Here is a 12,871-nt window from a genome sequence, read left to right on the forward strand (position 1 = left end):
CTCGTGCGGGAGGCACCCTAGCCTACTGATCATCGATTTTCGAAAATCGATGATTGGATGCTCGCATATGCCGACCGCTCTTGACAACCTCCGCGTGCTGGACTTCTCCCGGGTGCTGGCCGGGCCGTTCGCCACGATGCTGCTGGCCGATCTGGGCGCCGTCGTGACCAAGGTCGAGCGCCCCGGCACCGGCGACGACACCCGGTCCTGGGGCCCGCCCCACGACGAGCACGGCCAGGCGACCTACTTCCAGGCGGCCAACCGCAACAAGGACGCGATCGTGCTCGACCTGTCGGACCCGCGCGACCGGGCCGAGGCGCGGCGGCTGGCGCTGGCCGCCGACGTGGTGGTCGAGAACTTCCGCCCGGGGCTGATGACGGAGTTCGGCCTCGGCGAGGAGCAGCTGCGGCCGGGCAACCCGGGCTTGATCTACTGCTCCATCACCGGTTTCGGGCGCGGCGCGGGTGCGCGTCTGCCCGGCTACGACCTGCTCGTCCAGGCGCTCGGCGGGCTGATGAGCATCACCGGGGATCCGGCGGGCGAGCCGCAGAAGGTCGGCGTGGCGGTGATCGACGTGTTCGCCGGGTTGTTCGCCGCCACAGGCATTCTCGCCGCGCTCCACCACCGGACGCGCACCGGCGAAGGGCAGCGGATCGACGTGGACCTGCTGTCGAGCCTGCTCGCCGCGCTGGTCAACCAGGCCAGTTCCTACACCTCCGCGGGTGTCGTGCCGGCCAGGATGGGCAACCAGCACCCGAGCATCGCGCCGTATGAGCTGCTGCCCTGCGCCGACGGTGATCTCGTGCTCGCGGTCGGGAACGACCGCCAGTTCGCCGGACTCTGCCGCGTGCTCGGCGCCCCGGGGCTCGCCGACGACGAGCGGTTCGCCACGAACGCGGCCCGCGTAGGGAACCGCGCGTGCCTGCGTGCGGAACTCGTTCGCCTGCTCGCGGACCGCCGGGTGGCGGCCTGGGTCGAGGAGCTGACGGCGCGGCGCGTTCCGGCAGGGCAGGTCAACGACATCGCGGGCGCCTTCGCGCTCGCCACGGAACTCGGGCTCGCCCCGACCGTCGAGTTGCCGCGCACCGGCGGCGGCACCGTGACCCTGCCGCGGAACCCGATCAATCTCTCCGTGACGCCACCGGTTTACCGGTCCGCGCCGCCGGATTTGCCGGAGAGAGCGCGGACTTCGGGGACCCGCCACCGTGGATCGCGGCGGTGAACAGCAGATTCCCACCCGGAACTGATGAACCACGCCCGGAAAAAGCATCCGTCAGTGGCTCCTGCCACGGCGCGGCCCCGACGTCTGCACTCGAAAGGGTGAAGATCTCCGCTGGAATGCTGCTCAAATGATGACCGCTCGCCCGTTCGTCGCTGAGGCGTTGCCGGTTACCGCAGCCTCCGCTCGGTGACGCGGCGAACCGCGTCCGGCCCGGGCACTATGGATTCGCGACCGGCTGGCAAAGGAGCGACCTCAGAACGCAGACCCACTCGCCAGAATGAAAGAAGGCTCCGAGTTTGGTCACCGTACCCCCCGATCCGGCCGGCGTGCCAGAGGACCATCCGATCCGGAGCCGGCGACCGGTCATCTTGAACGACAAGTTCTTCGCCGAGGCCAAAATCGAGAGCGACGCGCCCTTCGAGGCGCCGCCGCTTCGCCGCCGGCATGGCCGCCCGCGAGTGCTTGGCGTGGTCACCGGGGTGTGGGCGTTCGTCGCGGCGAGCGGGCTGGTGGTGTTCGCGATCCTGCAGTCGGTCGTGCTGAGCGCGGTGGCGGTGTCCGCGCTGGTGCTGGCGAAGGCGGTCGATCACTGGACCCGGCGGGCGGTGACCTGACCACCGTCGTGACCACCCGCGGCAACCGGACTCACCGGACGCGGTGGTTTGCCCAGCTCTTCTGATGGGGTAAACCCGACTGGTGCCCGGTGATGTCGTCGTGGTCGGCTCGGGGCCCAACGGGCTCGCCGCCGCCGTGCTGCTCGCGCGCGCCGGGCTGCGCGTCGAGGTGCGCGAAGGAGCGGACCAGTTGGGCGGCGGTATGCGGTCCAAGGCGCTGTTCGACTCCGGGATCGTGCACGACGTGTGCTCCGCGGTGCATCCGCTCGCCGTCGCGGGGCGCTTCTTCCGCGAGTTCGATCTGCCGGGCCGCGGGGTCGAGATGTGCCAGCCCGAGATCGCCTACGGTCATCCGCTCGATGGTGGCCGCGCGGCGCTGGCGTACCGGAGTCTCGACCGCACGTGCGAGGCGCTCGGCCTGGACGGCCCGCGTTACCGGATGCTGATGGCGCCCCTCGTCGCGCATTCGCGGGCCGTGGCGGACGCGCTGCTTTCCGATCTCCGCTCCGTTTCGTGGGCGCTCGCGTTGTTGCCGTTCCGGGTCCTCGCCGCCGGGAACCCGCGTTTTTTTCGGACGGAGGAAGGGAAAGCCCTGCTTACCGGCGTCGCCGCGCATACCGGGGGCAGGCTGCCGCGCCTCCCGGCCGCAGGCATCAGCCTGCTGCTCGGTCACCTCGCTCATACGACGGGCTGGCCCGTGCCACGTGGCGGCAGCCAGCGGATCGCGAACGCACTGGCCGACGATCTCCTCGACCACCGCGGGATTATCCACATCGGACAGCCGGTGACCGATCTGCGGGAGCTGGGCGAGTTCCGTGCCGTGCTGCTGGACATCGGGCCGCGCAACCTCCTTGACATCGCTGGAAATCTCCTGCCCGACGGTTACCGGCGAGCCCTTGAGAAGTACCGGTACGGCCCCGGCTCGGCGAAGGTCGATTTCCTGGTGTCCGAACCGGTGCCGTGGGCCAACCCCGAACTGAGCCGGGCGGGGACGGTGCACGTGTGCGGGGACCAGGCAGCGGTGTACGCGAGCGAAAACGCCACGGTACAAGGGCAACTGTCGGACGAGCCGTACGTGCTGGTGACCGACCCGATGGTCGCGGACCCGAGCCGGGGCCTGCCAGGGAAGCGGCCGGTGTGGGCGTACTGCCACGTGCCGAACGGGGATCCGCGCGATGTCACCGGCCTGATCCGCCGCCAGATCGAGCGGTTCGCACCAGGGTTCTCCGACACTATCCTGGCCAGCCGCGGCACGAATGCCGTGCAGCAGAACGAATACAACCCCAACTACGTCGGCGGCGACGTCTCGGCCGGTGCGCTCGACCTACGCCAGGTCCTCGCCCGGCCGGCGCTGAGGTGGAACCCGTACCGCACCCCGCTGAACGGCGTCTACCTGTGCTCGGCGGCGACCCCGCCCGGTCCGGCCGTGCACGGGATGGGCGGGTACCACGCGGCGAAATCCGTGCTGCGCGACGTGTTCGGCATCAGCGAGTTGCCGTCACTCGCGCCGGACGAGGAACGGGTCCAGTAGTCCTGGCACCGCGTCGTGCGCGAGCGCGATGGCTTCCGCGGTAGGCAGATCGGGGCAGGTGTAGTGCTGCCGCCCCGCCGCGGTGGTCGCCGTGAGCGAGACGAGCCCGGCGCGGCGCTGGAAGAACGACCGGTGCACGACCCAGCCGATCACCCCGTCCGAAGACAGCATGTACCGGCGCCGCACGAGGCTGCCGTTCCGGAACACCAGACGGCGCCCGAGCAGCACATGGCCCAGATTGCGGTACCGGTCCTCGGCCAGCAGCGCGCCGGCCGGGAACAGGGCGAGTGAGATCTGCCAGGGCAGGGCGGGCCAGCGCGCGAGCCACCACAGCAGTACGAGGACGCCGGTCACGATTGCCGCGAAGGCGAACGCACGCGTGTAGCGGCGGCGGTGGGCTCGGGGGCCGTGGCCGGCAAGCTCGTGCACCGTCGGATCGGCGTCACCGATCACCTCGCCCGCGACGCGGCGCGCCTCGGCGAGCGGCGCGGGCGGCAGCAGGACCGATCCGCCGTGCTCGGCGCCGCGGCCGACGCGCAGGCCGGTGGTGATCGCCATGCAGCGGGCCCCGCCGGCCGCGCGCAGCAGGAGCGGCTCGCTGATCTCCGCGCCTCGTAGCCGCCGGACCTCGATCGTCGTCGAGCGGCTGGTGAGCAGGCCGCGCGTGACGTGCAGCGTGCCGTCCACGCGCACCAGCCGGAAGTTCCAGAACGCGAGGATGTACGCGAGCGCGGACAGGACGGCGACGAGCACCACGGCGAACACGGTGATCTCGCCGACCGCGACCGGCACCGGTAGCGACGCGAGCTGGCCGATGACCGATCGCAGCAGGCCGAATTCCTCGGGGTCGAGCCTGGTTTCGTTGAACAGGTTCGCGAGCGACCCGACGACGACACCGATCGTCGCGATCCCGGACAAGGTGAACGGTCCGAATCGGACCCAGCTCGGCGAGAGCTGGGCGACGGTGGTGCCCTCGGGCGCCGCCCGCTCGACCGGGGCCGTGCGGTGCAGGAGTTCTTGGCGCAGCGTCGCGGCCGCCGGGGTGGCGAGCGCGTCGAGGGTGACGCCTTCGTCATGCCGGTCCGAACGGCCGGTGCCGATGACGACCCGGCTCAGGCCGAGGACCCGTTGCAGCGGATGCGCCGTCAGGTCGACCGAGCGGATCCTGTCCCGCGGCACGGAAAGTTCGCGCCGGCGAAGCAGTCCCCGGCGGACGCGGACGTGTGTCGGGGTGAGCTGGTAGGTCGTGGTGAACCAGCGCAGCAGCCCGCCGGCCACGGCAAGGCCGAGGCCGACGAGGGTCCAGATGTGGCCCTGGCCGTTGCTGCCGATGAACAGCACGCCGATGAGCACGGGCAGGAAGCGGACGATCTCCTGGACCGGGTGCACGGCGAGCATCTTCGCGCTCAGGCGGTGCCAGGGCAGTGGCTCGGTCACGTGGCGTCCCCGACGGTCGCCTGCGTGCGGGTCGCGAGATCGGCGGCGAGCCGCTGCGCGGTGTCGAGGTCCAGGCCGTGGATATGCACGGGGCCGCGCGCGGAGGCCGTGGTGACGGTCAGGTTGGCGAGGCCGAACACGCGCTCCAGGGGACCGCGTTCGGTGTCGACGGTCTGGATCCGCGAAACCGGCGCGATCCGGCGTTCCTGGTTGAACCAGCCGGACTGGGTGTAGACGACCTGGTCGGTCGTCTCCCAGCGGTGCACGCGGTAGCGCCATTGCGGCATCACGAGCAGGTGCGCGACGGCGAGCACGAGCGTCACGATCAGCGCGATCGCCAGCGGGGTTCCGCCGTCGCCGACGGCGAGCCACAGCAGCTCCGCGACCAGCGGGACGGCCCAGCCCAGGCCCGCTCTGGTGGTCCAGAACAGCACCGCGCGGCGGCTCACCAGATTGGCCGGCGCCCGGAGATCCAGCACAGGTTCACTCACACGCCCACTCTGCCAGCTACCCCCACCCCGTGCCCCCGACCCGACCCCACTTGCCCCCCGCGAGCCGGGCTCTCGCCGCCCGCGAGTCCGGCTTTGGCTGCGGGTGAGTCGGGTTTTGGCTGTGGGTGAGTCGGGCGTTCGGCGCGCGTCGCGAGGAGTCGCGACAGCGGGACGGTGGCTATGCGGGTTCCGCGCGGTCCTGCATGCCGAGCCGTAGATGCTCGATGTGGTAAACGGCCATCGCGGCGACGTTCATCCTCGGGCTCGTGCTGTGGGACATCCTCGGCCGGTTGCCGTTGCCGCTGGGCGTCGCGGGCCACGAGGGCTCGACGATTCTGGTGGCGCTCAACGGGTTGCGCTTGTTGCGGAAGTCGGCGTGGAGGTGCGCCAGCCCCTCGCCCGACCACCACCCCTGATGGGCACGCTTCGCGTGGCTAGTCTCATGGCCCATGCCACACATGTCGCCAGAGGAGTTCCGGCACTACGGCAAGCAGGTCGTCGACTGGATCGCCGACTACCTCGCCGGGATCGAGCAGTACCCGGTGCGCTCGCGGGCGCGGCCGGGCGAGGTGCGCGCGATGCTGCCGGCGCATCCGCCGGAGCGGGGCGAGCCGTACGAGCAGGTGCTCGCCGACATGGACCGGGTGATCCTGCCCGGTATCACGCACTGGCAGCACCCGAACTTCTTCGCGTATTTCCCGGCGAACGCGAGCGGCCCCGGCATCCTGGGGGACCTGCTTTCCTCGGGCCTCGGTGTGCAGGGCATGGTGTGGGCGACGAGCCCCGCGTGCACAGAACTCGAGACGGTCGCCGTCGACTGGCTCGCGGAATTACTGGGGCTGCCGGACCATTTCCGGACCGACTCGGCCGGCGGCGGCGTGATCCAGGATTCGGCGTCGAGCGCCGCGCTCGTCGCGGTGCTGGCCGCTTTGCGCCGCGCCGAGGGGACCACAAAGCGGATCTACGTTTCCTCGCAAACGCATTCCGCGCTCGAGAAGGCCGCGCGGATCGCCGGAATCGGATCGCAAAACGTGCGGACGGTGGACGTTCACCCCGAAACGCTGGAGATGGATCCCGCGCGGCTGCGAACCCTGATCGACGAGGACGTGGCCGCGGGCCTGACCCCGGCGCTGGTGTGCGCGACGATCGGCACCACGTCCACGACGGCGATCGATCCGGTGCGGGCGATCGGCGAAATCTGCCGGGAACGCGGGATCTGGCTGCACGTCGACGCGGCATACGCCGGTGTCGCCGCAGTGTGCCCGGAACTGCGGTGGATCAACGACGGCGTGGCCGAGTACGTCGATTCCTATGCCACGAACCCGCACAAATGGCTGCTGACCAACTTCGACTGCGGCGTGCTGTGGGTCCGCGACCGCGCACCGATGATCAACGCGCTGTCGATCCTGCCCGAGTTCCTGCGCAACGCGGCGACCGAGTCGGGTCAGGTGATCGACTACCGGGACTGGCAGGTGCCACTCGGCCGGCGGTTCCGGGCGCTGAAGCTGTGGTCGGTGATCCGCTGGTACGGCGCGGAGGGTCTGCGGGAGCACATCCGCACCGGGATCGCGCTGGCGCAGCGGTTCGCCTCGTTGGTGGCCGCGGAGCCCGATTTCGAGGTGCGCGGGCACCATCCCTTCGGCCTGGTGTGCTTCCGTCCACTTCGGACGGACGTGCTGGAGTTGATGGAGCGGGTGAACGCCTCGGGCGCGCTGTATCTCAGCCACACCAAGGTGGGCGACGAAGTGTGGCTGCGGATGGCGATCGGCGCTCCCACGACGACGGAGGCACATGTCGACGCGGCGTGGGCGGCCTTGCGGGCGGCGGCTCAGTCCAGGTAGGCGCTCAGCGTCAGATCCAAGGTCATCAGCAGATCCCGGTCGGCCAGCCCGCCCCACAACCACAGTTCCGCCAGCCCGTGCAGCGCCGCCCACAGCGAGGCGGCCAGGGCGCGCGGATCCGTCCCCGCACGCCAGCCCGCCGCCTGCGCGTCCGTGACCAGCTTCGTGAACCGGGCGAAAACCGCCTGGTCCAGTTCCGCCGTGTCGATGAGGTCGTGCCGGAACATCAGTTCGAACATCGCCGGGTTGCGCTGCGCGAACTCGACGTAGGAGCGGCAGGCGGCGAGCAGCCGCGCCCGCGCGCCGCGCGAAGGCAGTTCCGCCTCGGCAAGTTCGGCGAAACCTTCGCTCGCCACCGCCGAAAGCAACTCCGCCCGGCCGGTGAAATGCCGCAACGGCGCGCCATGCGACACACCCGCGGCTCGCGCGATCCGCCGCAGCGTGACCGCCTCGACGCCTTCGTCGGCGAGGAGCGCGACCGCGCTGGAGATCAGGCGCCGCCTGGGATCGCTGTCCACGGGTTCAGTTCGTCGGCCAGCACGGGCAGGAGTTCGGGGCGTTTCGGCGCGAACCCGTCGCCGGGCGAGCGGCCGACGAACCAGTTGCGCGTGCGCGTCGCGGCGGCGGGCAGCACCTCCCGCGCCATCCACCGCACATGCGCCCGCACCCCCGGGTGCAGCGGGTCGCCGGGCAGCGGTTCGAGCCAGGCCGGTTCGACCGGGACGCCCAGCCGGGTCAGCAGGTGCGCGGCCAGCCGCCGGTGGCCCGGCTCCGACAGGTGCAGCCGGTCCGGGCCGAAATACCGCAGGTCGTGCACGTCCTCTTCGGACAGTTCGACCAGTGTGGCGCCGTACTGCCGCGCCGAAGCCCGGACCGCCTCGTTCAGCGCCTCGATCCGCGGCCGGACACGCAGCACGCCGGGCATCCGGCTGGACACGTCGCTCAGGGTGAACACGACGACGGTGGGCACGGACCTGGTCAGGATGCGGATCGCGCCCTCGACCCGTTTCGCGACGATGTCGGCGCGGAAATGCCTGGTCATGACGTCGTTCGCGCCGCCGAACAGCGCCACGAGATCGGGCTGGAGGTCGAGCGCGGACGGGATCTGCTCGACGATGATCTGGTCGAGCCGCCGCCCCCGGACGCCGAGGTTGGCGTACCGGAGCCGGGGGTTGGCGGTGGCGAGGGTGGCCGCCGCCAGGTCCGCCCAGCCCCGGTACGTGGTGCTGCCCGGGTACGGGTCGTGCAGGCCCTCGGTGCAGCTGTCCCCGAGGGCAATGAACCGTTCGTACTGCATTCAGGTCTCCGTCATGAGTTGTTCACCCAAGAGACCTTGGTATCAAAAGAAGTAGACAGTGTCTACGGGGACTACTTCCAGTCGACCTGTGGTGACCGATAGAAGTCGATGCCCTGCGCGGTCCACCGCGGCGCCTGTTGCGCGAGCCGCTCGCGGTAGGCGTTCCAGTCGTGCGCCGACCGCGGTGACCAGCCGATCTCGGCGATCCCCGCCAGCCGCGGGAAGGCCATGTACTCGATCGCGTCGCTGGTGGTCAGCGTTTCCGACCACAAGGGCGCCTCGACGCCGGCCACCTGCTGTTCACCCACGCCCGGCACGGCCGACGCGGGATCCCAGTCGTAGGAGTCCCGGACCTCGACGTACCCGGCCCAGTGCAGGCCGAGCGGGCTGTCGGGGTCGTACTGCATGTCCAGGTACACCTTGTTCGCCGGCGACATCAGGATCTTGTTGCCCCGCGCGGCCGCGGCGGCCGTCGCGTCGTCCTGGCCGTCGGTGTCCCAGAACTGCGGGACCGCGGAGAGCGGCGGATCGACGCTCGCGATCTCGTGCCAGCCCTGGGCCAGCTTGCACAGGCTTGCCAGGGACACGCGTCTACGCATCGGGCACACTCCGGCTGTCGTGGGGAGCGGATCCTCAAAGGTATAGACCACTCGACGCCGGTGTGCAACGCTACCGCAGGACGGACCGGAGCGCGTCCAGCACCGCGGGGTCCTCGATCGTCGAAGGAACCGGTTCGTTCCGGCCTTCGGCGATCCCGCGCATCGTCTTGCGGAGGATCTTGCCGGACCGCGTCTTCGGCAGAGCGTCCACAATGGACACCTGGTGGAAGGCCGCCACCGGGCCGATGTCGCGGCGGACGGCGGCGACGAGTTCCGCTCGCAGCGTCTCCTCGGCGATGTCCGCACCGGCCTTGAGTACCACGAGCCCGCGCGGCAGCTGGCCTTTCAGCTGGTCCCGCACCCCGATCACCGCGCACTCCGCGACCGCCGGGTGCGCGGCGAGCACCGCCTCCATCGAACCGGTGGACAACCGGTGCCCGGCCACGTTGATCACGTCGTCGGTGCGGCCCATGACGAACAGGTAGCCGTCCTCGTCCTGGTAACCGGAATCGCCGGTGAGGTAGAAGCCCTGGTATTGCGACAGGTACGAGTCGATGTACCGCTGGTCGTCGCCCCACAGCGTCGGCAGGGTGCCGGGCGGCAGGGGCAGCCGGATCGCGATCGCGCCCTCGTGGCCCGGCGGCAGCGGCTCGCCGTCCGGGGCGAGGATCCGCACGTCGTAGCCGGGCACCGGCACGGTCGCCGAACCCGGTTTGACCGGCATCGGTTCGAGGCCGCGCGGGTTCGCGGCGATCGGCCAGCCGGTTTCGGTCTGCCACCAGTGATCGACGACCGGGGTGCCGAGCTTTTCGTGCGCCCAGTGATACGTCTCGGGATCAAGCCGTTCACCGGCCAGGAACAGGGTCTTGAAATCGGCGAGGTCGTATGCCTGCAGTTCGCGGGCGTCCGGATCGACGCGCTTGATCGCGCGCAACGCCGTCGGCGCGGTGAACAGGGACTTCACCCGGTGCTCGGAGATGACGCGCCAGAACGCGCCGGCGTCCGGGGTGCCGATCGGTTTCCCTTCGTACAGAACGGTCGTCGCGCCGATGAGCAGCGGCGCGTACACGATGTACGAGTGGCCGACGACCCATCCGACATCGGAAGCCGTCCACCAGATGTCGCCGGGCCGGACGTCGTAGACCGCGCCCATCGACCACGCGAGCGCGACCGCGTGGCCGCCCGTGTCGCGCACGACGCCCTTGGGCTTCCCGGTCGTGCCCGAGGTGTAGAGGATGTACAGCGGGTCGGTCGCGGCGACGGGGACCGGGTCCGCCGGCTCGGCATTCAGGTCCTGCCAGTCGATGTCACGAGGCCCGAGTTCGGCCCTTGCCGCGTCGCGTTGCAGGACGACGACCTTGTCCGGCTGGTGCGCCGTCGCGCCGAGCGCCGCGTCGATGATCGGTTTGTACTCGACGATCCGGTTCGGCTCGATCCCGCACGAGGCCGCGACGATGACCTTCGGTTTGGCGTCCTCGACACGGGCCGCCAGCTCCTTCGGCGCGAACCCGCCGAAGACCACCGAGTGCACCGCGCCGATCCGCGCGCACGCGAGCATCGCGATCACGGCCTCGGGCACCATCGGCATGTAGATGATCACCCGGTCGCCCTTGCCGACGCCGAGTGAACGCAACGCACCCGCGAAGCGGGCAACCTCGTCCCGCAGCTGTGCGTAGGTGTACGTCCGCTTCGCCGAGGTCACCGGTGAGTCCCAGATCAGCGCCGCCTGCTCGCCGCGCCCGCGTTCGACATGCCTGTCCAGGGCGTTGTACGCGGTGTTGAGCTCGCCGCCGGGAAACCACCGGTACAGCGGCGGGTTCGAGGCGTCGAGGGCCTGGACGGGTTCCCGCACCCAGTCGATGGCCTTGGCCGCGCCCAGCCAGAACCCCTCCGGGTCGGTCAGGCTGTGCTGGTACTCCTCGGCGTAGGCACCCATCAGAACGGACCTCCTCATCGTCGAGCCGGTCCCAACATCATGACGCATCGCGGCCCGGCCGACATCGCTTCGCAACCCGCCCGTCGGGCCCCGCGTCCTCAGGACGAATAGGGTGGGGACCCGGAATGGCACCCGAGCAGGAGGGACCGGCGGTGAACGCTTTCGCGAGCTGGTTGCTGTCGCTCGCGCACACCCTGTTCAACCCGGGGTTCTGCCCTGGCGACTGGGTGTGGGCGACCAGCGCGGCCGGTGCGCTCATCGCGCTGTTCCCGGTGCTCGGCGCCGTGATCGTGGCGATCATGCGCAAGTTCACCGGCAACACCTACGACGCGGTCACGATCAGTGTCATCGCGGTGACCGGGCTGGTGACGGTGCTCCTGCTGCCGTGGCTGCTGGCCAACGGCATCTCCGGAACCTTCCGCGCGGCGTTCACCGGTCAGGATTCCGGTCTGTCCGCCGCCGAGCTGTCCACGTTCGGCCGTGACTACTGCGGGTTCATCGGGAAGCAGAGCGAGTACCTCGGTGGCGGGCAGAACGTGTTCGAGACGCTGTTCTACCCGTCGGGCAGCAAACTCGCCTACGGCTACTACATCGGCGCGCTCGTCGGGCTGCCGGTCGCGTCGCTGTTCTTCATGATCCTGCAGGCGCGCACGGCGATGCGCCGCGGGCAGAAGTGGCCGGGCCGGCTGCTGTGGGTGCCGTACGTGCTGTTCGTGGTGTTCAGCTCGACGGTCGAGGCCAACACGGCGGTGCACCTGTGGCTCGGGTTCCTGCCGGTCGCCGTGCTCGGGCTCATCCCGATCGCGCTCGTGGGGCCCCCGCCGTGGGCGGTGATCAACCGGGGGGCGCGCCGGGACCGCGCGCCCGAGCCCCGGCCCGCGCCGCCCCCGCCGCCGCAGAAGGAGTACAAGCCGACCACTGTGGCGCCCGCGCAGCAGCTCGCGGCCGCACCCGGTCCGGTGCCTGTGCCGCCGGGTTCGACGGCGAACGGCAGCGAGCGGTACCGGCGGATCCGCAGGCTGGGGCACGGTGGGTTCGGCACGGTGTGGCAGGCGGTGGACAACCAGCTGGGCCGCACGGTGGCGCTGAAGATCGCGCACGCGCCCGACCGGGACACCGAGGAACGCATGCGCCGCGAGGCCCGCGCGCTCGCGATGGTCAGCCACCCGAACTGCGTCCGGGTGTACGACCTGGTCGAGGAGCCGGATGGGCTCGCGCTGGTGATGGAGTACCTGGAGGGGCAGGCGCTGGCCGGCGCCGTGGACGCGCAGGGCCCGCTCGACGACGTGGCCGCCGGGCGGCTGTGGGCGACGATGGCCGGTGCGCTGCAGGCCGCGCACGAGAAGGGCGTGCTGCACCGGGACATCAAGCCGTCGAACATCATTCTCGACCCGGGTGGCCTGCCCCACCTGATCGACTTCGGCATCGCCCGCAGTCGCGGCGACTCGACGATGACCGCGACCGGCATGATGATCGGCACGCCGGACTTCGTCGCGCCCGAACAGGCGGCCGGTACGGGGGCGTCTCCGGCTTCGGACGCGTGGCAGCTCGCGGCGACGGTGTCTTACGCCTTGTCGGGCTACCCGCCGCGAGGGACGCGCGAGAGCCCGATGGCGGCGCTGATGGCGGCGGCCAGGGCGGAACCGGTGTCACGCCTGCCGCAGCGGTCGGCACACGCGCGGTTGCTGATCGCCTCGCTGGACAACGAACCCCGCAGGCGCCCGACGCTCAACGCCGTGCGCCACGAGGTCGAGGGCTGGCTCGCCCGCGCGGGAAAGACCCCCGACGGCCCGGTCACGCGCATCGTCCCCAGGCAACCCTCGGCCACGCGCGCCCTCCCGCCACGGCCGTGAGGGACCCCCTGATGCCCTTATTTGCCGTTAGGGGGTCCCTCACGGCACTT

Annotated in this window: 11 protein-coding genes and 1 pseudogene; 5 read left to right on the forward strand and 7 right to left on the reverse strand. The window is 70.7% G+C overall.

All coding sequences use genetic code 11. From position 1 onward, the window contains the following. Positions 1-67: 67 nt before the first annotated feature. The 3 genes from FG385_RS00495 to FG385_RS00505 all read left to right on the forward strand — a co-directional run bounded on the left by FG385_RS00495 (position 68) and on the right by FG385_RS00505 (position 3,367). Complete coding sequence (locus FG385_RS00495; RefSeq protein ID WP_139094565.1) at positions 68-1,222, forward strand: CaiB/BaiF CoA transferase family protein; 1,155 nt, start codon at positions 68-70, stop codon at positions 1,220-1,222. Between the two features lie 368 nt (positions 1,223-1,590). Further along, positions 1,591-1,836: a hypothetical protein gene (locus tag FG385_RS00500; RefSeq protein ID WP_139094566.1), complete on the forward strand. Its 246-nt coding sequence runs from the start codon at positions 1,591-1,593 to the stop codon at positions 1,834-1,836. A gap of 82 nt (positions 1,837-1,918) precedes the next feature. Next, a complete protein-coding gene (locus tag FG385_RS00505) occupies positions 1,919-3,367 on the forward strand; it encodes a phytoene desaturase family protein (protein ID WP_139094567.1) in 1,449 nt (482 codons plus the stop codon). Here FG385_RS00505 and FG385_RS00510 read toward each other — a convergent pair. The 3 genes from FG385_RS00510 to FG385_RS00520 all read right to left on the reverse strand — a co-directional run bounded on the left by FG385_RS00510 (position 3,335) and on the right by FG385_RS00520 (position 5,746). Beyond that, positions 3,335-4,804 (reverse strand): PH domain-containing protein, encoded by a 1,470-nt coding sequence (locus FG385_RS00510; RefSeq protein ID WP_235022286.1) that lies wholly within the window; start codon positions 4,802-4,804, stop codon positions 3,335-3,337. The two genes, FG385_RS00505 and FG385_RS00510, sit on opposite strands and share 33 nt — an antisense overlap. Then, a complete protein-coding gene (locus FG385_RS00515) occupies positions 4,801-5,295 on the reverse strand; it encodes a PH domain-containing protein (RefSeq protein ID WP_235022287.1) in 495 nt (164 codons plus the stop codon). The genes FG385_RS00510 and FG385_RS00515 overlap by 4 nt, the downstream gene beginning before the upstream one ends. Positions 5,296-5,473: 178 nt before the next feature. Next, a complete protein-coding gene (locus tag FG385_RS00520; protein ID WP_139094568.1) occupies positions 5,474-5,746 on the reverse strand; it encodes a hypothetical protein in 273 nt (90 codons plus the stop codon). A gap of 7 nt (positions 5,747-5,753) precedes the next feature. Here FG385_RS00520 and FG385_RS00525 point away from each other — a divergent pair, with 7 nt between their 5' ends. Next, on the forward strand, positions 5,754-7,136 hold the full coding sequence (locus FG385_RS00525) for an aminotransferase class I/II-fold pyridoxal phosphate-dependent enzyme (protein ID WP_139094824.1): 1,383 nt from the start codon (positions 5,754-5,756) through the stop codon (positions 7,134-7,136). Here the strand turns inward: FG385_RS00525 and FG385_RS00530 are convergent. From FG385_RS00530 to FG385_RS00545, 4 genes and pseudogenes are all read right to left on the reverse strand, one after another. Then, on the reverse strand, positions 7,124-7,654 hold the full coding sequence (locus tag FG385_RS00530) for a TetR/AcrR family transcriptional regulator (protein ID WP_139094569.1): 531 nt from the start codon (positions 7,652-7,654) through the stop codon (positions 7,124-7,126). The two genes, FG385_RS00525 and FG385_RS00530, sit on opposite strands and share 13 nt — an antisense overlap. After that, complete coding sequence (locus FG385_RS00535; protein WP_139094570.1) at positions 7,627-8,433, reverse strand: SGNH/GDSL hydrolase family protein; 807 nt, start codon at positions 8,431-8,433, stop codon at positions 7,627-7,629. Before FG385_RS00535 ends, FG385_RS00530 begins: the two co-directional genes overlap by 28 nt. Positions 8,434-8,504: 71 nt before the next feature. After that, a pseudogene (locus tag FG385_RS00540) lies at positions 8,505-8,993 on the reverse strand (family 20 glycosylhydrolase); the annotation flags it as partial. Between the two features lie 109 nt (positions 8,994-9,102). Then, positions 9,103-10,968, reverse strand: a complete 1,866-nt coding sequence (locus tag FG385_RS00545; RefSeq protein ID WP_139094571.1) for a propionyl-CoA synthetase — start codon at positions 10,966-10,968, stop codon at positions 9,103-9,105. Positions 10,969-11,093: 125 nt separating this feature from the next. Here FG385_RS00545 and FG385_RS00550 point away from each other — a divergent pair, with 125 nt between their 5' ends. Next, positions 11,094-12,821 (forward strand): serine/threonine-protein kinase, encoded by a 1,728-nt coding sequence (locus FG385_RS00550; protein ID WP_235022288.1) that lies wholly within the window; start codon positions 11,094-11,096, stop codon positions 12,819-12,821. The last annotated feature ends 50 nt before the right edge of the window (positions 12,822-12,871 follow it).

This window comes from Amycolatopsis alkalitolerans (genome assembly GCF_006152065.1).
GTDB classification, from domain to species: Bacteria; Actinomycetota; Actinomycetes; order Mycobacteriales; family Pseudonocardiaceae; genus Amycolatopsis_E; species Amycolatopsis_E alkalitolerans.